General features: G+C 71.4%; 23 protein-coding genes. 20 read left to right on the top strand and 3 right to left on the bottom strand.

The genetic code is table 11. The features are described 5' to 3' along the window. The first annotated feature begins 546 nt into the window (after positions 1 to 546). From ACFVAJ_RS12840 to cmk, 16 genes are all read left to right on the top strand, one after another. Complete coding sequence (locus ACFVAJ_RS12840) at positions 547 to 1,200, top strand: hypothetical protein (protein WP_376944658.1); 654 nt, start codon at positions 547 to 549, stop codon at positions 1,198 to 1,200. A 98-nt stretch (positions 1,201 to 1,298) separates the two neighbouring features. Next, positions 1,299 to 2,063, top strand: a complete 765-nt coding sequence (locus tag ACFVAJ_RS12845; RefSeq protein WP_376944660.1) for a hypothetical protein — start codon at positions 1,299 to 1,301, stop codon at positions 2,061 to 2,063. After that, entirely contained in the window at positions 2,038 to 3,072 is a 1,035-nt protein-coding gene (locus tag ACFVAJ_RS12850) for an HAD-IIA family hydrolase (RefSeq protein WP_376944662.1), read from the top strand. Before ACFVAJ_RS12845 ends, ACFVAJ_RS12850 begins: the two co-directional genes overlap by 26 nt. A 40-nt stretch (positions 3,073 to 3,112) precedes the next feature. After that, complete coding sequence (locus ACFVAJ_RS12855) at positions 3,113 to 3,304, top strand: hypothetical protein (protein ID WP_376944664.1); 192 nt, start codon at positions 3,113 to 3,115, stop codon at positions 3,302 to 3,304. Beyond that, positions 3,304 to 4,113, top strand: coding sequence for a TlyA family RNA methyltransferase (locus tag ACFVAJ_RS12860; protein ID WP_376944666.1), 810 nt, complete (start codon positions 3,304 to 3,306; stop codon positions 4,111 to 4,113). Before ACFVAJ_RS12855 ends, ACFVAJ_RS12860 begins: the two co-directional genes overlap by 1 nt. Next, positions 4,110 to 5,024 (top strand): NAD kinase, encoded by a 915-nt coding sequence (locus ACFVAJ_RS12865; protein WP_376944668.1) that lies wholly within the window; start codon positions 4,110 to 4,112, stop codon positions 5,022 to 5,024. Before ACFVAJ_RS12860 ends, ACFVAJ_RS12865 begins: the two co-directional genes overlap by 4 nt. Positions 5,025 to 5,048: 24 nt before the next feature. Beyond that, on the top strand, positions 5,049 to 6,749 hold the full coding sequence (gene recN / locus ACFVAJ_RS12870; protein ID WP_376944670.1) for a DNA repair protein RecN: 1,701 nt from the start codon (positions 5,049 to 5,051) through the stop codon (positions 6,747 to 6,749). A gap of 116 nt (positions 6,750 to 6,865) precedes the next feature. Continuing rightward, entirely contained in the window at positions 6,866 to 8,575 is a 1,710-nt protein-coding gene (locus ACFVAJ_RS12875; protein WP_376944672.1) for a CTP synthase, read from the top strand. Continuing rightward, positions 8,568 to 9,242 (top strand): NUDIX domain-containing protein, encoded by a 675-nt coding sequence (locus ACFVAJ_RS12880; protein ID WP_376944674.1) that lies wholly within the window; start codon positions 8,568 to 8,570, stop codon positions 9,240 to 9,242. The genes ACFVAJ_RS12875 and ACFVAJ_RS12880 overlap by 8 nt, the downstream gene beginning before the upstream one ends. Continuing rightward, positions 9,239 to 10,144 (top strand): site-specific tyrosine recombinase XerD, encoded by a 906-nt coding sequence (xerD, locus tag ACFVAJ_RS12885; protein WP_376944676.1) that lies wholly within the window; start codon positions 9,239 to 9,241, stop codon positions 10,142 to 10,144. The genes ACFVAJ_RS12880 and xerD overlap by 4 nt, the downstream gene beginning before the upstream one ends. Before the next feature lie 57 nt (positions 10,145 to 10,201). Continuing rightward, positions 10,202 to 11,089 (top strand): ParA family protein, encoded by an 888-nt coding sequence (locus ACFVAJ_RS12890; RefSeq protein WP_376944678.1) that lies wholly within the window; start codon positions 10,202 to 10,204, stop codon positions 11,087 to 11,089. Further along, the gene (locus tag ACFVAJ_RS12895; RefSeq protein ID WP_376944680.1) at positions 11,073 to 11,924 is read left to right on the top strand and encodes a segregation and condensation protein A; all 852 of its coding nucleotides are present in this window, start codon (positions 11,073 to 11,075) and stop codon (positions 11,922 to 11,924) included. Before ACFVAJ_RS12890 ends, ACFVAJ_RS12895 begins: the two co-directional genes overlap by 17 nt. Positions 11,925 to 12,105: 181 nt before the next feature. Continuing rightward, complete coding sequence (scpB, locus tag ACFVAJ_RS12900; protein ID WP_376945827.1) at positions 12,106 to 12,738, top strand: SMC-Scp complex subunit ScpB; 633 nt, start codon at positions 12,106 to 12,108, stop codon at positions 12,736 to 12,738. Next, complete coding sequence (locus tag ACFVAJ_RS12905; RefSeq protein WP_376944682.1) at positions 12,728 to 13,540, top strand: pseudouridine synthase; 813 nt, start codon at positions 12,728 to 12,730, stop codon at positions 13,538 to 13,540. The genes scpB and ACFVAJ_RS12905 overlap by 11 nt, the downstream gene beginning before the upstream one ends. Beyond that, complete coding sequence (locus ACFVAJ_RS12910) at positions 13,540 to 14,625, top strand: prephenate dehydrogenase (protein ID WP_376944684.1); 1,086 nt, start codon at positions 13,540 to 13,542, stop codon at positions 14,623 to 14,625. Before ACFVAJ_RS12905 ends, ACFVAJ_RS12910 begins: the two co-directional genes overlap by 1 nt. A gap of 34 nt (positions 14,626 to 14,659) precedes the next feature. Then, complete coding sequence (cmk, locus tag ACFVAJ_RS12915) at positions 14,660 to 15,331, top strand: (d)CMP kinase (protein ID WP_376944686.1); 672 nt, start codon at positions 14,660 to 14,662, stop codon at positions 15,329 to 15,331. 24 nt (positions 15,332 to 15,355) lie between these two features. Here cmk and ACFVAJ_RS12920 read toward each other — a convergent pair whose 3' ends face one another. Continuing rightward, positions 15,356 to 16,192 (bottom strand): GAP family protein, encoded by an 837-nt coding sequence (locus ACFVAJ_RS12920; RefSeq protein WP_376944688.1) that lies wholly within the window; start codon positions 16,190 to 16,192, stop codon positions 15,356 to 15,358. Positions 16,193 to 16,311: 119 nt separating this feature from the next. On the opposite strand from ACFVAJ_RS12920, the gene ACFVAJ_RS12925 reads away from it, so the two are divergent. From ACFVAJ_RS12925 to ACFVAJ_RS12940, 4 genes are all read left to right on the top strand, one after another. Continuing rightward, positions 16,312 to 17,514 (top strand): sensor histidine kinase, encoded by a 1,203-nt coding sequence (locus tag ACFVAJ_RS12925; RefSeq protein WP_376944690.1) that lies wholly within the window; start codon positions 16,312 to 16,314, stop codon positions 17,512 to 17,514. Next, positions 17,511 to 18,197 carry a response regulator gene (locus tag ACFVAJ_RS12930; RefSeq protein WP_376944692.1) on the top strand — a complete coding sequence of 229 codons (687 nt, stop codon included), beginning with the start codon at positions 17,511 to 17,513 and terminating at the stop codon, positions 18,195 to 18,197. The genes ACFVAJ_RS12925 and ACFVAJ_RS12930 overlap by 4 nt, the downstream gene beginning before the upstream one ends. A gap of 132 nt (positions 18,198 to 18,329) precedes the next feature. Further along, positions 18,330 to 19,838, top strand: coding sequence for a ribosome biogenesis GTPase Der (gene der, locus ACFVAJ_RS12935; RefSeq protein WP_376944694.1), 1,509 nt, complete (start codon positions 18,330 to 18,332; stop codon positions 19,836 to 19,838). A 100-nt stretch (positions 19,839 to 19,938) separates the two neighbouring features. After that, entirely contained in the window at positions 19,939 to 20,184 is a 246-nt protein-coding gene (locus ACFVAJ_RS12940) for a DUF167 domain-containing protein (RefSeq protein ID WP_376944696.1), read from the top strand. 71 nt (positions 20,185 to 20,255) lie between these two features. Here ACFVAJ_RS12940 and ACFVAJ_RS12945 read toward each other — a convergent pair whose 3' ends face one another. Both ACFVAJ_RS12945 and ACFVAJ_RS12950 read right to left on the bottom strand, forming a co-directional pair. Next, on the bottom strand, positions 20,256 to 20,552 hold the full coding sequence (locus ACFVAJ_RS12945; RefSeq protein WP_376944698.1) for an SHOCT domain-containing protein: 297 nt from the start codon (positions 20,550 to 20,552) through the stop codon (positions 20,256 to 20,258). A gap of 18 nt (positions 20,553 to 20,570) precedes the next feature. Then, on the bottom strand, positions 20,571 to 21,194 hold the full coding sequence (locus ACFVAJ_RS12950; RefSeq protein ID WP_376944700.1) for a GNAT family N-acetyltransferase: 624 nt from the start codon (positions 21,192 to 21,194) through the stop codon (positions 20,571 to 20,573). Positions 21,195 to 21,234: the final 40 nt, after the last annotated feature.

Here is a 21,234-nt window from a genome sequence, read left to right on the forward strand (position 1 = left end):
GGGGGACCCTGTGGGAGAGTAGGACACCGCCGGACAAACATTACGAAGAGCCGCCCACCACGTGGGCGGCTCTTCGCCTTTAACACGAACCACCACGGAGAGGTGGCTCGTCGCACCGATGAGCGGCGCCTCGAACGCGAGCGCCGGCCGCTCGTCCCGGGTGAACAGGTCCGCGGGCGGAGACCCGCAGTACGGTTGAGTCTGACGAGACTCCCAATGACAGGAACAGCGTGAGCGATTCGAGCCAGGACTCGGCCGACAAGAACCGACCCGATCGGGCGAAGCAGGGCGACAGCGCCCGCGGTGGCGCAGGTGCGCGGAAGACGACGAGGTCTTCGGGCGACCGGCGGCCATCGAGCGGCGATCGCGGCACGAAGCGCCCCTACGAGCAGCGCGACGATCGTAAGCCGTACGGCGACCGCGACCAGAAGCGTTCGTATGGTTCTCGTGATGACCGGAAGCCGTATGGCGACCGCAGCGACCGCAAGCCCTACGGAGACCGCAGCGAGCGGAAGCCCTCCGGTGACCGCGACCAGAAGCGTTCGTATGGTTCTCATGATGACCGGAAGCCCTATGGCGACCGTGGAGATCGCAAGCCCTACGGTGCTCGCGATGACCGCAAGCCCTACGGCGATCGCGGTGACCGCAAGCCGTATGGCGACCGCGATGGTCAGCGCTCGCACGGTGCTCGTGATGATCGGAAGCCCTATGGCGACCGTGGTGACCGGAAGCCCTACGGCGATCGCGGTGACCGCAAGCCGTATGGCGACCGCGATGGTCAGCGCTCGCACGGTGCTCGTGATGACCGGAAGCCGTATGGCGATCGCGGTGACCGCAAGCCCTACGGTGCTCGCGACGACCGCAAGCCCTACAGCGATCGCGATGACCGGAAGCCCTACGGCGATCGCGGTGACCGCAAGCCGTACGGTGACCGCGATGGTCAGCGCTCGCACGGTGCTCGTGATGACCGGAAGCCGTATGGCGACCGCGGTGACCGCAAGCCCTACGGTGCTCGCGACGACCGCAAGCCCTACGGCGATCGCCGGGACGCTCCGCGCGCGGGTGGCCGGCACGATGAAGGCGCGCCGCGCGAACGTTACGGTGCGGCCGACCTCGCCGTTCGGCCCCGCCACGACGATCCCTTCGTTCCCGAGCGCATCGACCCGCGCGACCTCGACAAGGGTGCACGCGCAGAGCTGAAGACGCTCAGCAAGGAGAACGCCGACTGGGTCGCACGACACCTCGTCGCGGCATCCGAGCTGCTCGAGAGCGACCCCGAACTGGCGCACCGTCACGCGATGTCGGCCGCTCGTCGCGCCGGCCGCATCGCGGTCGTGCGCGAGACGCTCGCGATCACCGCGTACGCGACCGGCGACTTCGCACTGGCGCTCCGTGAGCTCCGCACCTATCGACGCATTTCGGGCAGCAACGACCAGCTGCCACTGATGGTCGACAGCGAGCGTGGCGTCGGGCGTCCCGATCGGGCGCTCGAGGTCGGCCGCGCCGTCGACCGCAACGAGCTGCCCGCGGCGGTGCAGGTCGGCCTGGCGATCGCGATGTCCGGTGCGCGGCTCGACCTCGAGCAGCCCGAACTCGCGCTCTCCGAGCTCGAGATCCCGCAGCTCGATCCCGACCGTGCGTTCTCGTACAGCCCCGCACTCTTCTCCGCCTACGCCGAAGTGCTCGAGGAGCTCGACCGAGACGGCGAGGCTGCCGACTGGCGCGCCCGTGCGGCCCGCGCGGAGGCGGCGCTCGGCGGCCCTGCTGAGGCGGAGCTGGTCGAGATCTTCGAGATCGAGCTCGAGGGCGACGAGGCGGCGACCGAGGTCGCCGGCGAGGCCGCCGAGACCGTGGCTGCCGAGGCTGCGCCCGTGGATGCGACAGCGGACGACGTCGTGGACTCGGTCGACGAGACGCCCGAGTTCGCCGAACTCGAGGACCCGGGCGCGGTGCTCGAGGACGACGTGGCCGCGGTGCTCGCCGAGGGCGAGGCGCTCGAGGCCGCGGCCGCAGCGAAGTCGGATGAGGACGACGCCGATGGCGCTGTTCCGCACGAAGACTGAGCCGTCGACCCCGCTGGACGGCGTCGACGCGGTCTTCGCCGACCTCGACGGGGTCGTCTACGCCGGCGCCGGGGCGATCCCGCACGCGGTGGAGAGCCTCAACCTGATCAAGCCCGATCGTTCGCTCGGCTACATCACGAACAACGCGTCGCGCAGCGACGCCTCTGTTGCAGGGCATCTCGCCGAGCTCGGGCTCGACGTCGTGCCCGAGGAGGTCGTGACCTCACCGCAGGCGGCGATGCAGCTCCTCGAGGGCCAGGTCGCCCCCGGCGCGCTCGTGATGGTCGTGGGCGGCGAGGGCATCGAGGTCGAGCTGCGCAAGCGAGGGTACCGAGTGACCCGGTCGGCCGACGACGCACCCGATGCCGTGGTGCAGGGCTTCACGCCCGAGATCGGCTGGAAGGAACTGGCCGAGGCGGCCTTCGCGCTCAATGCGCACGGCGGCCCGGATGCCTCGACGCCGGGCATCCCGTGGATCGCGACCAACATGGACTGGACGATTCCGGTGGCTCGCGGCATCGCGCCCGGCAACGGCACCCTGGTGTCGGCGGTGCACACCGCGGTCGGGCGGTTCCCGCTCGTCGCCGGAAAGCCGGAGACGCCGATCTTCGAGGAGGCGCGCCGTCGGTTCTCGGCGACGACCCCGCTCGTCGTGGGCGACCGGCTCGACACCGACATCCTCGGGGCGAATCGCGCCGGCATGGCGAGCGCCATCGTGCTGACCGGCATCGATCGGGCGAAGCAGTTGCTCGCCGCCGATGCGAAGAGCCGTCCCGACTTCATCCTCGCCGACCTTCGGGGGCTTCACGAGCCGTACCCGGTCGTCGAGCAGCGTCGCGGCGGCGCGATCCGCGTGCGCGAGGCGAAGGTCGTCGTCGAGGCCAATCGCGTCGAGATCCTGTCCGAGGGCGGCGATGCGCTCGACCTGCTGCGGGCGGCGTGCGCGGCGATCTGGAGCTCGGGCACCGCGATCCACGCGCTCGACGTGCCGACGCGCCTGTATTCGTGATGGTGGCGCCGGTGTGGGCGGCCCGGGGTACCGTGGACTCGTGAGCACTGACGACGACACCGATTTGGGCGCCGACGACGCGGGGCCCGACCTCGGCGACGAGGCGCGCATCGCGCTGGCCGAGATCGACGACCTGCCGCTCGCCGAACGAGCACCCGCCTACGACGCGCTCGCGGCGCGCCTGCGCGAGGAGCTCGAGCAGTCCGACCCGTCGCGCGTCGCGCCCCGGTGATGACCGAACAGCGACTCGACGCCGCACTCGCGAGCCGGGGTCTCGCCCGATCGCGCACCCATGCCGCGACGCTCATCGCGGGCGGGGTCGTCACGGTCGACGGCAAGCCCGTCGTGAAGCCCGCCACGAAGGTCGCGCCCGACGCCGTACTCGCGGTCGCGGCATCCGATCACTATGTGAGTCGTGCTGCGCACAAGCTGATCGCGGCGCTCGACGAGTTCGGGGTCGATCCCCGCGGCCGTGTGGCGCTCGACGCCGGCGCGTCGACCGGCGGGTTCAGCCAGGTGCTGCTCGAACGCGGCGCGAGCACGGTGCTCGCCGTCGACGTCGGGCACGGGCAGCTCGCGCCCGAGCTCGCGGATGCGCCGGGGCTCGTGCTCGTCGAGGGCTGCAACGTGCGTCACCTGACCGCCGAATCGCTCGCGGCGTCGACGGGGGTCGCGGAGCGCCCGTCGCTCGTCACGGCCGACCTCTCGTTCATCTCGCTCACGACCGTGCTTCCCGCGCTCCGCGAGACGGCCGTGCCCGAGGCCGACTTCGTGCTGCTCGTCAAACCGCAGTTCGAGGTCGGTCGCGGGGGAGTGCGCGAGGGCATCGTCCACGACGCCGCCCTGCGCTCTGAAGCGGTGATGAACGTGCTGTGGGCGGCGCACGACCTCGGGCTTCGCACGGCCGGCGTCTCGTCCTCCCCAATCGCCGGCTCGCATGGCAACCGCGAGTTCCTCGCGCATCTCAGCGCTTCGGCCGGGTCCGATCCGTCAGAATGGTCGAGGCGGGTCGACGAACTGACGGGAGGGGCGCACGGGTGAACGACGCACGGCATTTCCTCGTGGTCTCCCACACCGGGCGGCAGGCCGCCCTCGAGGCCACCGGCGAGGTCTGCACGCAGTTGCTCGACGCCGGCGCCATCCCCGTGATCGCCGCCGAGCACTGGGACGACGTGCACTCGTTCGTCCCTGGGCTCAACGGCGGCGTGGTCCGCTTCGAAGACATCGATCCGGGCCTCATCGAGCTCGTCATCGTCCTCGGCGGCGACGGCACCATCCTGCGCGCCGCCGAACTGATGCGCGACTTCCCGGTCGCGCTGCTCGGGGTCAACCTCGGGCACGTCGGCTTCCTCGCCGAGAGCGAACGCGACGACCTCGGCTACACCGTCTCGCGGGCGCTCGCCCGCGACTACAGCGTCGAAGAGCGGATGACACTGTCGGTGCGCGCCAAGGTGGGCGACGAGGTCGTCTACGAGAGCTGGGCGCTCAACGAGGCGACGGTCGAGAAGGCCGAGCGCGAGCGCATGCTCGAGGTCGTCATCGAGGTCGATCGCCGTCCGCTCTCGTCGTTCGGCTGCGACGGCGTCGTGATGTCCACGCCGACCGGGTCGACGGCGTACTCGTTCTCCGCGGGCGGCCCCGTCGTGTGGCCGAGCCTCGAGGCGCTGCTGCTCGTGCCGCTCAGCGCGCACGCGCTCTTCGCCCGCCCCCTCGTGGTCGGGCCCGAGTCCTCGCTCGCCGTCGAGATCCTGCAGCGCACCGAGACCTCGGCGGTCATCTGGTGCGACGGCCGACGCACCTTCGACCTGCCGGCCGGGGCACGCGTGATCGTCCGCAAGTCCGATGTGCCGGTGCGCCTTGCGCGCCTCCACGAGGCGCCGTTCACCGACCGGCTCGTCAACAAGTTCCAGCTGCCCGTGACGGGCTGGAGGGGGCCTGCCGGTCGTGAGTGAGTTTTCGAAGAGCGAGGGAGCCCGATGATCGAAGAACTGGGCATTCGCGACCTCGGCGTGATCGCCGAGGCGACGCTGCCGCTCGGGGCGGGGTTCACCGCGGTCACCGGTGAGACCGGCGCGGGCAAGACGATGGTGGTCACCGCGCTCGGCCTGCTGCTCGGCGCCCGATCCGACGCGGGGGCGGTCCGGTCGGGCGCGAAGCAGGCCTGGGTCGAAGGGCGCTGGCTCGTGGCCGACGAGGGTGCGATCGCCGAACGGGTGGCCGACACCGGGGGAGAGATCGAGGCCGGCGAACTGCTGCTCGGCCGCTCCGTGTCGTCCGAGGGGCGCAGCCGCGCCGTCGTGGGCGGCCGCAGCGCGCCCGTCGGCGTGCTGGCCGACCTCGGCGACGAGCTCGTCGTCGTGCACGGCCAGGCCGACCAGCAGCGACTGCGGTCGGCCGTCGCCCAGCGAGAGGCCCTCGACCGGTTCGCGGGCCCGGTGCTTGCGGCGACCCTCGACGAGTATCGCGCGGTGTTCGAGGCGTGGCGTGCCGATTCGACTGAGCTCACCCGCCTCCGAGACGATCACGAGGCGCGAGCGCGCGAGGCCGAGTCGCTGCGCGCGGAGCTCGACGAAGTCGAGGCGGCCGATCCGCAGCCCGGCGAGGACGCCGAGCTCGCCGAGCGCGCCGATCGGCTCTCGAACCTCGAAGAGCTCCGGATCGAGGCGGCGCAGGCGCGCGCCCTCCTCTCCGCCGACGAGGTCGTCGACGACGCGCCCGACGCGGTGACGCTCGTCGAAGCCGCCCGTCGTCATCTCGAGCGGGTCGTCGCGCACGATGCGAGCCTCGCCCCGATCGCCGAGATCCTGACGAACGCCGGCTTCCTCCTCGCCGATGCGGCGGCCGAGCTCGCCGGGTACCTCACCGGTCTCGACGCCGACGGCGCCCGCGAACTCGAGGTCGTGCAGGAGCGACGGGCGCTGCTCGGCGCGCTCATCCGGCGTCACGGCGGTGAACTCGACGAGGTGCTGGCGTTCCGTCGCGACGGCGGGCTGCGGCTCGTCGAACTCGACGGCGACGACGATCGCATCTCGGTCCTCGAGGCCGCGGTCGAGACGGCGGCCGCCGAGGTCGACCGCCTCGCGACCCGCGTCACCGAACAGCGCACCGAGGCGGCGGCGCGACTCGCCGAGGCGGTCACGCACGAGCTCGCCGCACTGGCCATGCCCGATGCCGTGCTCACGGTGAGCGTCGAGCCGGGTGCCGAGCCGTCCGTGCACGGTCGCGACCAGGTCGCGATCCTCTTGAGCCCGCATCCCGGCGCGGAGCCGCGCTCGGTTTCCCGTGGTGCATCCGGTGGTGAGCTCTCGCGGGTCATGCTCGCGATCGAGGTCGTCATCGCCGGCACCGATCCGGTGCCGACCTTCGTGTTCGACGAGGTCGACGCGGGCGTCGGCGGCGCCGCGGCGATCGAGATCGGCCGACGACTCGCCCGGCTCGCCGAGCGCTCGCAGGTCATCGTCGTCACGCATCTCGCGCAGGTCGCCGCCTTCGCGTCGAATCACCTGAGCGTGGTCAAGGGCACCGACGGCGCGGTGACCGCGTCGAGCGTCAAGCAGCTCGTCGGCGCCGAACGCGAGGCCGAGATGGCGCGGTTGCTCTCGGGTCTCGCCGACTCCGAGAGCGGCCTCGCGCACGCGCGCGAGCTGCTCGAGATCGCGTCGGAGCGCGCGGCCTGACGAGGGCGGCCGAAGGGCGGGAACGACGAGACCGGAGCGGTCTCGAACGAACGAAGGGGGAACGCGTGGGGCATGTCGGGACGACCGGTCAGGAACGTGGGTTAGAATATAAGCCCGTGGTGGATGAACGCGGCAGCGCGCTGAACAGCGCAGACATTTCGAACGACACGACCAAGCACATTTTCGTGACCGGTGGTGTCGTTTCTTCATTGGGCAAGGGCCTCACGGCAGCGAGCCTGGGCAATCTTCTGACGGCTCGGGGGCTCCGAGTGGTCATGCAGAAGCTCGACCCCTATCTGAACGTCGATCCCGGAACGATGAACCCGTTCCAGCACGGCGAGGTCTTCGTGACCGACGACGGCGCCGAGACCGACCTCGACATCGGGCACTACGAGCGGTTCCTCGACATCGACCTGAGCCAGGCGGCGAACGTCACGACCGGCCAGATCTACTCGACGGTGATCGCGAAGGAGCGCCGCGGCGAGTACCTCGGCGACACGGTGCAGGTGATCCCGCACATCACCGACGAGATCAAGCGACGCATGCGGCTGCAGGCGACCGAGACCCCGAAGCCCGACGTGATCATCACCGAGATCGGCGGCACGGTCGGCGACATCGAGTCGCAGCCGTTCATCGAGTCGGCCCGCCAGGTCCGTCACGAGCTCGGCCGCAAGAACGTGTTCTTCGTGCACGTGTCGCTGGTGCCGTTCATGGGCGCCTCGGGCGAGCAGAAGACGAAGCCGACGCAGCACTCCGTCGCCGCGCTCCGCTCGATCGGAATCCAGCCCGACGCGCTCGTGCTCCGGAGCGACCGCCCCGTCACCGAGGCGAACAAGCGCAAGATCGCGCTCATGTGCGACGTCGACGAGGGCGCCGTGGTGAACGCGGTCGACGTGCCGTCGATCTACGAGATCCCGACGATGCTGCACGATCAGGGCCTCGACGCCTACATCATCGACTCGCTCGGCCTCGACGAGAAGTCGGATGCGGTCGACTGGTCGGGCTGGAGCGACCTGCTCCGCGTCGTGCACGACCCGAAGCACGAGGTCACGATCGGCCTCGTCGGCAAGTACATCGACCTGCCCGACGCCTACCTCTCGGTCACCGAGGCGCTCCGCGCCGGCGGCTTCGCGAACGATGCGAAGGTCAAGATCGAATGGATCCCGTCGGACGAGTGCAAGACCCCCGAGGGGGCGCAGAAGCACCTCGCCCACCTCGACGGCATCTGCGTGCCCGGCGGCTTCGGCGTGCGCGGCATCGAGGGCAAGCTCGGCGCGCTGCACTTCGCACGTGAGAACGGTCTGCCGGTGCTCGGCCTCTGCCTCGGCCTCCAGTGCATGGTCATCGAGTACTCGCGCAACATGGCGGGTCTGCCCGGCGCCTCGTCGAGCGAGTTCGACCCCGACACGCAGTTCCCCGTCATCGCGACGATGGAGGAGCAGGTCGAGATCATCGCCGGCGGCGACCTCGGCGGCACGATGCGCCTCGGTCTCTACCCCGCGACGCTCGGCGAGGGCACCATCGCCGCCGAGCTCTACGGCTCGACCGACGTCAGCGAGCGCCACCGCCACCGCTACGAGGTGAACAACGCGTACCGCGACCGCATCGCCGAGGCCGGCCTCGTCTTCTCGGGCCTCTCGCCCGACCGCAACCTCGTCGAGTTCGTCGAGCTGCCGCGCGAGGTGCACCCGTTCTACGTCGGCACTCAGGCGCACCCCGAGCTGCGCAGCCGTCCGAACGACGCGCACCCGCTGTTCCGCGGCCTCGTCGGTGCGGCCATCGAGCGCCAGCAGGCGAGCCGGCTGTTCGACGTCAACAATGGCTGAAGCCACTGACGCGGTCGTCGGCGGTCAGGGAGACCTGCTCGCCGACGACCGCGTCGAGCTCCCGCTCGTCTCGAGCGAACGCGTGTTCGAGGGCCGGGTCTGGAGCATCCGGCGCGAGAGCTTCGAACTCGACGGCGACGAGATCGTCCGCGAGTTCATGGACCACACCGGCGCCGTCGGCGTGCTCGCCCTCGACGAGCACGATCGGGTGCTGCTGATCAAGCAGTACCGGCACCCGATCCGCATGCGTGACTGGGAGATCCCCGCCGGTCTGCTCGACGTCGCCGGAGAGCCCCCGCTCCTCGGCGCGCAGCGCGAGCTGGCCGAAGAGGCCGACCTCGAGGCATCCGAGTGGGCGGTGCTCGCCGACTTCGCGACCTCGCCGGGCGGCAGCGACGAGGTGATCCGCGTGTACCTGGCCCGCGGCCTGCGCGCGGCGCCCGACGTGCACGTGCGCGAGGCGGAGGAGGCCGGCATCGAGGTGCGCTGGGTGCCACTCGACGACTGCGTCGACGCCGTGCTCGCCCGCCGCATCCACAACGGCCCGCTCTCGATCGCCGTGCTCGCGGCTCAGGCGGCGCGCGCCCGCGGCTGGCAGGGGCTCGGCGAGGCGGATGCCCCGTGGCCGAACCGCACTCCGCCGGTCCGAGGCGCGACGGACTCATGACGACAGCCGCGCTCGTCGACGGGTACCTGCGGCACTTGACCGTCGAGCGCGGACTCTCGCGCAACACGATCGCCTCGTACCGACGCGATCTCGCGATCTACGCCGACTGGCTCGATGCCCGCGGGGTCGCCGATCCCGGTCGGGTGAGCGAGGGCGACCTCGCCGACTTCGTGCGCTTCCTCGGCGCGGACCGCGAGCCCGTGCTCGCGACGTCGTCGATCGCCCGGGTGCTCTCGGCGGTGCGCGGACTCCATCGCTTCCTCGCCGAGGAGGGCGAGATCGCGTCCGACGTGTCGAAGGAGCTCCGGCCGCCGAAGCTGCCGACCAGGCTGCCCAAGGCGATCCCCGTCGAGGACGTCGAGGCGCTCATCGCCGCCGCCGGCGGGGAGGAGCCCGTCGAGCTCCGCGACCAGGCGCTCCTCGAACTCCTCTACGCGACGGGTGCGCGCGTCTCCGAGGCGGTCTCGCTGAACGTCGACGACCTCATCGACGAGGAGGTCGTGCGGCTCTTCGGCAAGGGCGGCAAGCAGCGCATCGTGCCGCTCGGCAGCTACGCCCGCCGTGCGATCGACGCCTACCTCGTGCGGGCGCGGCCGATCTTCTCAGCTCGCGGCCAGGCGACGCCGGCGCTCTTCCTCGGGGTCCGCGGCCGTCGCATGTCGAGGCAGGCGGCGTGGGACGCGATCACCGCGGCCGCCGAGAAGGCGGGCCTCGAGGCATCCGTCTCGCCGCATACGCTGCGCCACTCGTTCGCGACGCACCTCCTCGAGGGCGGCGCCGACGTGCGCGTCGTGCAAGAGCTCCTCGGGCACTCCTCGGTCGCGACGACGCAGATCTACACGCTCGTCACAGCCGATACACTCCGGGAGATGTACACGGCAGCACACCCGCGTGCTCGCTAGAATCGACCAAGCCCAGACCGAACAGGCACCGCGCCGCCCGAGGAGAGAAGACGACACGTGACGCAGCACCAGCAGGACTCGGCGGTCGGAACCACCTCGCCCGAGCCCGAGCTCGGTCCGACGGGTCGGCCGTCTCGCGAATTCCCCGATCCTGCGGCGCTCGCCTCGCACGGCCCGGCGCGCATCATCGCCCTCTGCAACCAGAAGGGCGGCGTGGGCAAGACGACCACCACGATCAACCTCGGCGCGACGCTCGCCGAGTACGGCCGCAAGGTGCTCGCGATCGACTTCGACCCGCAGGGCGCGCTGTCGGCGGGGCTCGGCGTGCAGACCCACAACGTGCCGACGATCTACGACCTGCTGCTCTCGCGCCAGTTCGAGCCGAAGGACGCGATCCAGCACACGAGCGTCGAGGGCCTCGACGTGATCCCCGCGAACATCGACCTCTCGGCCGCTGAAGTGCATCTCGTGACCGAGGTCGCCCGCGAGCAGATTCTCGCGAGCGTGCTCCGCCGGGTCTCCGCCGACTACGACGTCATCCTCATCGACTGCCAGCCTTCGCTGGGCCTCCTCACCGTCAACGCCCTGACGGCGAGCCACGGGGTCATCATCCCGCTCGAGTGCGAGTTCTTCGCCCTGCGCGGCGTGGCGCTGCTCATCGAGACCATCGACAAGGTGCGCGATCGCCTCAACCCCGCGATCGAGCTCGACGGCATCCTCGCCACGATGTACGACTCGCGCACGCTGCACTCGCGCGAGGTGCTCGAGCGCGTCGTCGACGCGTTCGGCGACAAGGTGCTCGAGACCGTCATCACGCGCACGGTGAAGTTCCCCGACGCGACCGTCGCGGCGACGCCGATCACCGAGTTCGCTCCCGAGCACCAGGCGTCGAAGGCGTACCGGCAGCTCGCCAGGGAGCTGGTGTTCCGTGGCGCGGTCGCCTGAGGCGTCGGCCTCAGCGCACGAGCCGGTGACGGATGCCCCGGAGGGCGGCTCGGAGCCGGGGTTCCGCGTTGCGCTCACGAACTTCGAGGGCCCGTTCGACCTGTTGCTGTCGCTCATCGCGAAGCACGAGCTCGACATCACCGAGGTGTCGCTGTCGAAGGTCACCGACGAGTTCATCTCGTACCTGAAGGGCCTCGACTCCGAGGAGGAGCTCGACCGGGCGAGCGAGTTCCTCGTGGTCGCGGCGACCCTCCTCGACCTCAAGGTCGCCGGGCTCCTGCCGCAGGGCGAGCTCGTCGACGCCGAGGACGTCGCACTCCTGGAGGCGCGCGACCTGCTCTTCGCCCGCCTGCTGCAGTACCGCGCCTTCAAGGAGGCGGCGCGCTGGTTCAGCGGCAACCTCGATGCCGAGGCGTCGCGACATGCGCGGACCGTGCGTCTCGAATCGCAGTTCCGCCAGCGCGCGCCCGAGCTCGTGTGGTCGCTCTCGGCCGAGGACTTCGCCGCACTCGCGACGCTCGCGCTCACGCCGCGCGAGATCCCCGTGGTCGGGCTCGACCACCTGCACGCGCCACTGGTGTCGATCCGCGAGCAGGCGGCGCAGGTCGTCGCCATCCTGCGCCGGGGCGAGCCGGTGACCTTCCGACAGTTGATCGCCGGAGTGGGGCAGCCCGGCGTCGTGGTCGCACGCTTCCTCGCGGTGCTCGAACTGTACCGGCACGCCGCGATCGGCTTCGACCAGATCGAACCGCTCGGCGAGCTGACCCTGCACTGGGCCGCTGAGAGCTGGTCCGACGCGAACCTCGAGAGCCTGGGGGCCGACTATGACGAATGACGCCGAGACTGCAGAGGCGTTCGAGCCGATCGACACGGACACCGAGGCGGTCGATGTCGCCGAATCCGAGGAGTCCGACGCCGCGACCGACCCCGACGCGGCCGCCGACCCCGACGAGACCGCCGACCCCGACGCGGCAGCCGAGCCTGACGCGGCCGCCGACGCCGGTCCCGAGCTCTCGGTGGCGACGCCGCTCGACGTTCCCGGGCAGCCCCGCCTCGACCTCGACCGCGCGATCGAGGCGATCCTCTTCATCGCCGACGAGCCCCAGAGCGTCGTGCACCTCGCGGCCGCGGTCGCGCGCCCGGTCGCCGAGGTGCGGGCATCGATCGCCCGCCTGCGTGCCGACTACGACGGCGAGGCCGTCTCGGGGGAGCCGCGCACGGATGTGCCGGCCGACGAAGGCGCGGCACGCAGCATCCGTCGTGGTTTCGAGCTTCGCGAGGTGGGCGGCGGCTGGCGCTTCTACGTGCGCGCCGACTACGACGCCCTCGTGACCTCCTTCGTCGTCACGCAATCGTCGACGAGGCTCTCGCAGGCGGCGCTCGAGACGCTGTCGGTGATCGCGTACAAGCAGCCGATCTCGCGTTCGCAGGTCGCCTCGATCCGCGCGGTGAACGTCGACTCGGTCGTGCGCACGCTGCTCGGCCGGGGCCTCGTCACCGAGGTGTCGAGCGACCCCGAGACGGGCGCCATCCTCTACGGAACCACCGAGCTGCTGCTCACGAACCTCGGCATCAACTCGCTCGACGAACTGCCGCCGATCTCGCCGTTGCTCGACGACGGCCAGGAGGGATTCGACCTTGACCGATGAACGAGGCGCCGTCAACGACGGCCCGGACGGAAACCGTCAACGCCTGCAGAAGGTGCTCGCCGCGGCGGGCGTGGCCTCGCGCCGCGTCGTGGAGGAGTACATCGTGCAGGGCCGTATCGAGGTGAACGGCGAGGTCGTGACCGAGCTCGGCACCCGCGTCGACCCCGAGACCGACCTCGTGTCGGTCGACGGCGTCGCGGTGCAGCTCGACACCGCGAAGCGCTACTACATGCTGAACAAGCCGGTCGGGGTGGTCTCGTCGATGCGCGACGAGCAGGGCCGACCCGACCTGCGCCGCTTCACCGATGAGCTCGACGACCGCGTGTACAACGTCGGCCGGCTCGACGCCGAGACGAGCGGACTGCTCGTGCTGACCAACGACGGCGAGCTCGCCCACGTGCTCGCGCACCCGTCGTTCGGCGTCGAGAAGACCTATATCGCGAAGGTGCGCGGGCGCGTGACCCCGCAGACGCTCCAGCAGCTGAAGAACGGCATCGAGCTCGACGACGGCCCCATCAAGGCCGATCGCGCCCGCCTGCTGCAGGCGCAGGGCGACTCCCGTCACTCGATGGTCCAGCTCACGCTGCACTCGGGCAGGAACCGCATCGTTCGCCGCATGCTGCAGGCCGTCGGCCACCCCGTCGTCGAGCTCGTGCGCCGCCAGTTCGGGCCGCTGCACCTCGGTACACTGAGGGCCGGTCAGCTGCGCGAGCTGACGAAGACCGAGCGCGGGCTGCTGCTCACGATCGCCCGCGAGGCGAGGGCCGCCCGGGGTGAATCCCGAGCGGACGAGGAGAACTGATGGTCGTCGAGTCACGGCTCACCGGGCCGGTGCGCGTCGTCGGCACCGGACTGCTCGGCACGAGCGTCGCGCTCGGGCTGCGGGCCCGCGGCATCGACGTGATCCTGGCGGATGCCTCGCCCACGCACGTCGCGCTCGCCGTCGACCTCGGCGCGGGGCGCCCCGCCGAGCCGGGCGATGCGCCCCAGCTCGTCGTGGTGGCGGTGCCGCCCGACGTGACCGCCCGCGTCGTCGCCGAGGAGCTCGCGTCGTTCTCCGATGCGATCGTGACCGATGTCGCGAGCGTGAAGGCCGGCATCCTCGCCGAGCTCGAGTCCGCCGGTGCCGACGTCGCGCGCTACATCGGCTCGCACCCGCTCGCCGGGCGCGAACGCGGCGGCCCGCTCGCCGCGCGCGCCGACCTCTTCGCCGGTCGCCCCTGGGTGGTGGCCGCCCACGACGCGATCAGCTACCAGCGGGCGGGCGCGATCGACGACCTCATCCTCGACCTCGGGGCCACCCTCGTCGAGATGACCCCCGACGAGCACGACCGGGGCGTCGCGCTCATCTCGCACGTGCCGCAGGTCGTGTCGAGCGTCATGGCGCGCCGCTTCATCGATGCCCCGAACGCCGCCCTCGGCCTCGCCGGACAGGGCGTGCGCGACGTCACCCGCATCGCGGCGAGCGATCCCGACCTGTGGGTGCAGATCCTCGGGGCGAACGCGGCGCCCGTGCGCGACATCCTCGTCGCCCTGCGCGACGACCTCGACCGTTTCATCGACGCACTCGGCGACCCCGTCGCGCCCGGTGCCCGTCGCCGCCTCGCCGAGGAGCTCACCGGCGGCAACACCGGCGTCGCCCGGCTGCCCGGCAAGCACGGCACCGACAAGCGCTTCACGACCGTCATCGTCATGGTCGACGACCGGCCCGGGCAGCTCGCCCGCCTGCTCGCCGAGATCGGCGAGATCGGCGTCAACCTCGAAGACCTGCGGCTCGAACACTCGCCCGGCCGCCAGGTCGGCCTCGCCGAGGTGCAGGTCGTGCCCGAGGCCGCAGAACGACTGACCAACGAGCTGGCCGAACGCGGCTGGCGCATCGCCGGCTGAGCCGGCCCGAACTCTCGAACATCTGGAGGCATCTGTGCAGTTCCCCTTCGTCGTGGCCGTCGACGGTCCCGCCGGCAGCGGCAAGTCGAGCGTGTCGAAGGCCGTCGCCCGGCGCCTCGACTACGGATTCCTCGACACCGGCGCCGCGTACCGCGCGTTGGCGTGGCACGTCGAAGCCGGCGGAGTCGAGCCCGAGGACGCCGCTTCGGTGATCTCGTGCCTCGCGAGCTTCGACTACCGCATCGGCACCGATCCGTCGGGCTATCGAGTGCACGTCGGACCGACCGACGTCACCGACGCGATCCGCGATCCGCAGATCTCCTCGATCGTGAGCCTCGTCGCGCGGGTGCCCGAGGTGCGGACGCACCTCATCGAGCTGTTCCGCTCGATCATCGCCGCCGAGGAGCGCGCCGGCATCGTCGTCGAGGGGCGCGACATCACGACGGTCGTCGCCCCCGATGCGCCGGTGCGCATCCTGCTCACCGCCTCCGAAGAGGTGCGGATGTCCCGGCGTGCCGCCGAGCTCACCGGCCACGACGCGGGCAAGACCGGCGAGCAGCTGCGCGCTCGCGACCGGGCCGACTCGAAGGTGGTCGACTTCACGAACGCCGCCGAGGGGGTCACCGTGGTCGACTCGACGGAGCTCGACTTCGACCAGACCGTCGACGCGGTGATCGCGGTCGTCGAGTCGGTGTCGGCCGGCTGACCGGGGCCAGCAGGTCGGCCCGCGTCAACGCCGGGTCAGCTCGTCGATCCACGTGAAGATGCCGAGTTCGCTCGCGGCGCCTCGCGCCACGAGGAACCCGACGATCCCGAGGATCCAGGCGGTGTTCTCGGCCGCGGTGCGTTCGAGCCAGGCGCCGAGGCGCTCGAGCGGACGCGTCACGAGCGGCGCCGCGACCAGGCGGAGTCCGAGCAGCACGAGTGCGGGCGCGATCATGAGTGCGCAGTAGCCGGCCAGGGCCGCGATCCGCATCCAGAGTTCGAGCTCGGCTTCGGCGACCATGCCCATCGCGACGAGGTAGGGCAGCATCGTCGCGACCTCGATGAGTCCGGCGGCCACTGCGACGGCCATCACGGTCGCGGGGGAGACCGCATCGGAGAGCAGTCGATCGCGCCATCGCGAGACGCGGCCTCCGGAGGTGTCCGAGCCCGTGCCCGGCGGGTTGTCCGAGGCGCCGCCCGGCTGCACCCCGACCGACGGGACTCCCACCACCTCCGAGTCGACGCGCTCTCGCGTCGTCGCTCGAACCTTCTCGCGCGTGGGCATCGCGATGCCGATGAGCAGCAGCGCAACGCCGACGACGAGCCGGGCGACGAGCCCGGCGGTCGAGTTCAGGAAGCTCTGCCCGGCCTCGATGAAGTTCACCATTCCGAGCGTCACGAGCACGCCGACGACGAGGTAGAAGCCCGCGATCGTGACGAGGTAGAGCAAGACCCGGCCTCCGCGCACGCGCGGTGCGAGGAGGAGGAACACCGGGATGAGCAGGGTGCCGATGCTGAGTCCGTCGAGGAGGGCGAGCACCGCGAGCGAGAGCTCGAGCGGCGCACCGGTCGGGAGGTTCATGCCTGCAGTCTGTCGAGGGCGGCGCGGGAGCGGATCGGGCGGATGAACGAGACGGCCGCGCGCCGACTCGTCCTTTCGGCGTAGGCACCGGCCGTCGGGTGCATGGTTCGATGGAGGGCATGGCGACGACGAGCGGGGCGACGGTGCGAGCGGCCGCCGGCGCGGGATGGGTGCAGCGGCACCGCCCGTTCCTCGACGCCGCCGGTGTCGCCGCCGTCAGCGCGATCTCCGCGGCCGCCGGTCTCGGCGAGATCTGGGACGTGCTCTCGGTGCTGCCCGAACCCGTCTCGCCATGGTGGGGCGTCGTGATCGCGATGCCCGCCATCGTCTGCGTCGCGCTGAAGCGCCGATACCCGCGCATCGGCCTCGCCGTCACGACCGTGCTCGCGGTCGCGGCGCTGTTCACCGTCGGCGGCATCGGCACGCTGGTGGCCCTCCTCGACCTGCTCTGGACGGTCACGCTCGGCGCCTCGCCCGGAGGGCGTCGCCGCATCCTCGCCGGGTGCGCCGCGGCGACGGCCGCCGTCTTCGCCCTGACCGTCGCGCTGACCGGCGAGCTGCGCATCGCGGTGCTGATCGGCCTGCAGCTCGGTGCGCTCCTCGGCGCCGACTACTGGTGGGCGACGGCGGTCGCGCAGGCGAACGAACTGGCCGAGCTGCATCGCCGCGAGGCGCGCGAGGTCGTGCGGCTCGCCGAGCGCGACCGGGATGCCGCGCTCCAGCGGGAACGGGACGGGATGGCCCGCGAGCTCCACGATCTCGTCGCCGGCCACGTCTCGGCGATGGCGATCAGGGCCGAGGCGGCGTTGTCGAATGGGCGCGACCCGGTCGCCGACGAGGCCGCTCTGCGCGCCGTGCGCGATTCGAGCCTCGAGGCGCATGAGGCCCTGCGGTCGATGATCCGGGTGCTGAGGGCCGGCGGCGGCGAGCTCGTCGTGCCGCCGCGGCTTGATCGGGTGCCGGGCTACGTCGACGAGGCGCGACGCGCGGGCCTGGAGGTGAGCTTCGCCGGGACGCCGGCGGCGCCGGTTCCCGTGGTGGTCGAGCAGCTGGCCACGAGCGTCGTGCAGGAGTCGCTCGCGAACTGCGTTCGCCACGCCGCCGGCGGCCGCGTCGTCATCGAGATCGGGCTCGACGACGAGACCCTCGTGGTGCGCGTCGACTCCCGGGACGGCCGCCCCCTCGAGCGGCCCGAGCTGCCCGGCAACGGCTCGGGTCTCGTCATGCTCGGCGAGCGTGTGCGAGCGCTCGGCGGACGATTCGACGCGGGCCCGGTCGGTGCGGGATGGTCGGTGCGTGCAAGCCTCCCGGTGGACGCATGAGCGCGCCGCGGGTCCTCCTCGCCGACGACCACGGCGCGATCCGCGAGGCGCTGCGGATCATGCTCGAGTCGCACGGCATCCTGGTGGTGGGCGAGGCGGCCGACGGCGCCGCCGCGGTCCGCAACGCCATGGCCCTCCGACCCGACGTGGTGCTGATGGACCTGCGGATGCCCGGAATGGACGGCGTCGCGGCGACGCGCGAGATCCGCGATCGCGGTCTCGGCGACGTGCTCGTGCTCACGAGCTTCGACGAGGACGAGCTCGTGTTCGGCGCGATCCGGGCGGGAGCCGCGGGGTTCCTGCTGAAGACGACCGACGCCGTCACGCTCGTCGACGCCGTGCACCGAGTCTCGGCCGGCGAGGGCGTGCTCGATCCGCGGGTGACCCGGCGCGCGCTCGCCGCACTCGCCGGCGGCGTGGCACCGGGGCAGGCGGGCACGGTCGCCACGCGCAGCCCGGCCGGCGAGGTCGACGACCTGCCGATCTCACGGCTGACCGGGCGCGAACGCGACGTGCTCGCCGCGATGGCGCAGGGCTGGTCGAACGCCGAACTCGCCGATCGGCTCGGCATCGCGGTGCCGACGGCGAAGACGCACGTCTCGAACGTGCTCGCGAAGCTCGGTGCGCGAAGCCGGACCCACGCGGTCGCGATCGCGCGCGGGGACGAGCCGGATCGCTCGTGAGTCGCGTCGCCGACGCCGTGGACGGCGTGGGCGACGGCCGGCGAGGGCGGCGGCATCCGATGTTCTCAGCATTCATACGGCAGACTGGGAGTCGCGCGCATTCGCGCCCACGACTTTCTGCAGGAGATATTCATGACCGACCAGCGCGACGAGTACGACGGCGTCGCCGACGACCTGGCCGAGCGCCTCTCGGTCGTCGACGACGAACTCGCCGAGCAGCGGGCCGCAGCGCTCCGCTCTGGCCTCAGCGACTACGAACTCGACGACGACGACCTCGAGGTCCTCGAGATCTCCGAGGGCGGCGAAGAGGGTATCCGCTACCTCCCCGCCCTGCCCGTGATCGCGATCGTCGGTCGCCCGAATGTCGGCAAGTCGGCGCTCGTGAACCGCATCCTCGGCCGTCGCGAGGCCGTCGTCGAGGACACCCCCGGCGTGACGCGCGACCGTGTCTCGTACAAGGGCGAGTGGCTCGACCGCCGCTTCACGCTCGTCGACACCGGCGGCTGGGAGCCCGACGCCAAGGGCATCGACGCCTCGGTGGCCGCACAGGCCGAGGTCGCGATCGACCTCAGCGACGTCGTGCTCTTCGTCGTCGACGCGACCGTCGGCGCGACCTCGACCGACGAGCACGTCGTGCGCCTGCTCCGCAAGACGAACAAGCCCGTGTTCCTCGTCGCCAACAAGGTCGACGACGCCCGCCAGGAGTCCGAGGCCACCGCGCTCTGGAACCTCGGCCTCGGCGAGCCGCACCCCGTCTCGGCGCTGCACGGTCGCGGCGTCGCCGACATGCTCGAGGCCGTCTTCGAGAAGCTCCCGCACGTCTCGGCCGTCGCCAAGGAGGAGTTCGGCGGACCGCGCCGCGTCGCCATCCTCGGCCGCCCGAACGTCGGCAAGAGTTCGCTTCTCAACAAGGCCGCCGGCGAGGAGCGCGTTGTCGTGAACGAGCTCGCGGGCACCACCCGCGACCCGGTCGACGAGCAGATCGAGCTCGGCGGCAAGATCTGGCGCTTCGTCGACACCGCCGGCATCCGCCGTCGCGTGCACCTGCAGCAGGGTGCCGACTTCTACGCGTCGCTGCGCACGCAGGCAGCGCTCGAGAAGGCCGAGGTCGCGGTCGTGCTGCTGGACGTCTCGCAGCCGATCTCCGAGCAGGACGTGCGCATCATCGACCTCGTGCTCGAGTCGGGCCGCGCGCTCGTGCTCGCGTACAACAAGTGGGACCTGCTCGACGACGACCGCCGACGCTACCTCGAGCGCGAGATCGAGAAGGACCTGCACCACGTCGCCTGGGCGCCGCGCGTGAACATCTCGGCTCGCACCGGCCGTCACCTCGAGAAGCTCGTTCCCGCCCTCGAGACCGCCCTCGAGTCGTGGGACACCCGCATCCCGACGGGCAAGTTCAACGCGTTCCTCACTGAGCTCACCCAGGAGCACCCGCACCCGGTGCGCGGCGGCAAGCAGCCCCGCATCCTGTTCGGCACGCAGGCGGCGAGCCGCCCGCCGACATTCGTGCTCTTCACGACCGGGTTCCTCGACCCGGGCTACCGCCGCTTCATCCAGCGGCGCCTGCGCGAGATCTACGGCTTCGAGGGTTCGCCCATCGTCGTCAACATGCGCGTGCGCGAGAAGCGCCAGCGCTGATCGCTCGAAGCGGGCGGGCGAGTGATCGCCCGCCCGTCGTCGTCTTCTGCGGGCCGCAGCGATCGGGCTTGCGAGCTCGCCCGCCGATTCGGAGGCGCGGTTGGAGATCACGATCCGGGTGAAGCCCGGCAGTCGCAAGGGGCCGCTCGTCGAGGCGACGCCCGATGACCCGGCGGCGTCGTTGACGGTGTTCGTGCGCGAGCGTGCGGTCGACGGCGCGGCGAACGCCGGCGTCGTCGCCGCGGTCGCGGCGCATTTCGGCGTGCCACGTCGCGACGTCGAGATCGTGCGGGGGCTGACGTCGCGGGTGAAGCGCGTGCGGGTCGAGGGCGTCGACGGCGTCTGATCGACGGCGTGTGATCGACGGCGGTCGTGTGAGCGTCGGCGGCGAACCGAGCCGGTGGCTCTGCGCTCGGCTCAGACGTCGCGGATGATCGCCTTGCGCTGCGCCTCGTGCTCGGCAGCGGTGATGACCCCGCGGTCGCGCAGATCGTCGAGTTCGCGGAGGCGTGCTTCGATCGTGCGCGGTGCCTCGGGCGCGCCCGCATGCCCGACCGCTGGTGCGGCCTCTTGAGGGGCCTGCGGCACGGCAGGTGGCGTCGAGCGACGGGTGACGAGAACGATCGGAACCACGATCGCGGCGATGATGAGTGCGAACAGCAGCAGCACGCCGATGATGGCGAGGAAGTGCCAGCTGACGAACCCCGAATGCATGAGGCGAGTGTAGCCCCGTCAGTCGGCGAGGCGCCGCTGCATGATCGCGCGGTCGGCGTTGGGGCGGGCGACCTCGGTGAAGCCGGCGCCCACGAACATCGAGACCGTGCCGTGGAAGAGGTCGGCGGCGGGGATCTTCGGGTGCGCGGTCGGATCGATGGCGTAGCCCTCGACGAGCCGTGCGCCGTTCGCCCGTGCGAACTCGACCGCAGCCTCGGCCAGCGCTTTGCCGACGCCGCGCTTGCGGTACGCGCGCGGAACGACGAAGCACGAGACCGCCCAGATGCCCGGATCGGACAGGTCGGGGTTCGGCGTCGAGCCGGTGACGAGCCGGCTCTGCTGCAGGCGGATGAGGTTGGGGCGCGGCTCGACGGCGCACCAACCGACCGGCACGTCGCCGTCGTAGGCGAGCAGCCCGGGCCCGCGGCCGGGGGAGTCGATCTGCTCGTGCAGGCGATCGCGCAGGCCCTCGTCGCCGATGCCGCGCCAGTCTCTGCCCGGGATCTTGTACCACTGGCACCAGCAGTGGGCGGGATCGCCCTTCGTGCCGAACACCGCTTCGACGTCGGCGAAGGGCGCATCGGCGGCGGAGACGACCCGCAGCGGCGCGGGTTCGAGATCGTCGGTGAGCTCGCTGATCATGCCTCAACGGTATCGCCGGCCACCGACATCGCGGCCTCCG

The organism is Agromyces sp. NPDC057679 (genome assembly GCF_042799635.1).
In the GTDB taxonomy this organism is placed as follows: Bacteria; Actinomycetota; Actinomycetes; order Actinomycetales; family Microbacteriaceae; genus Agromyces.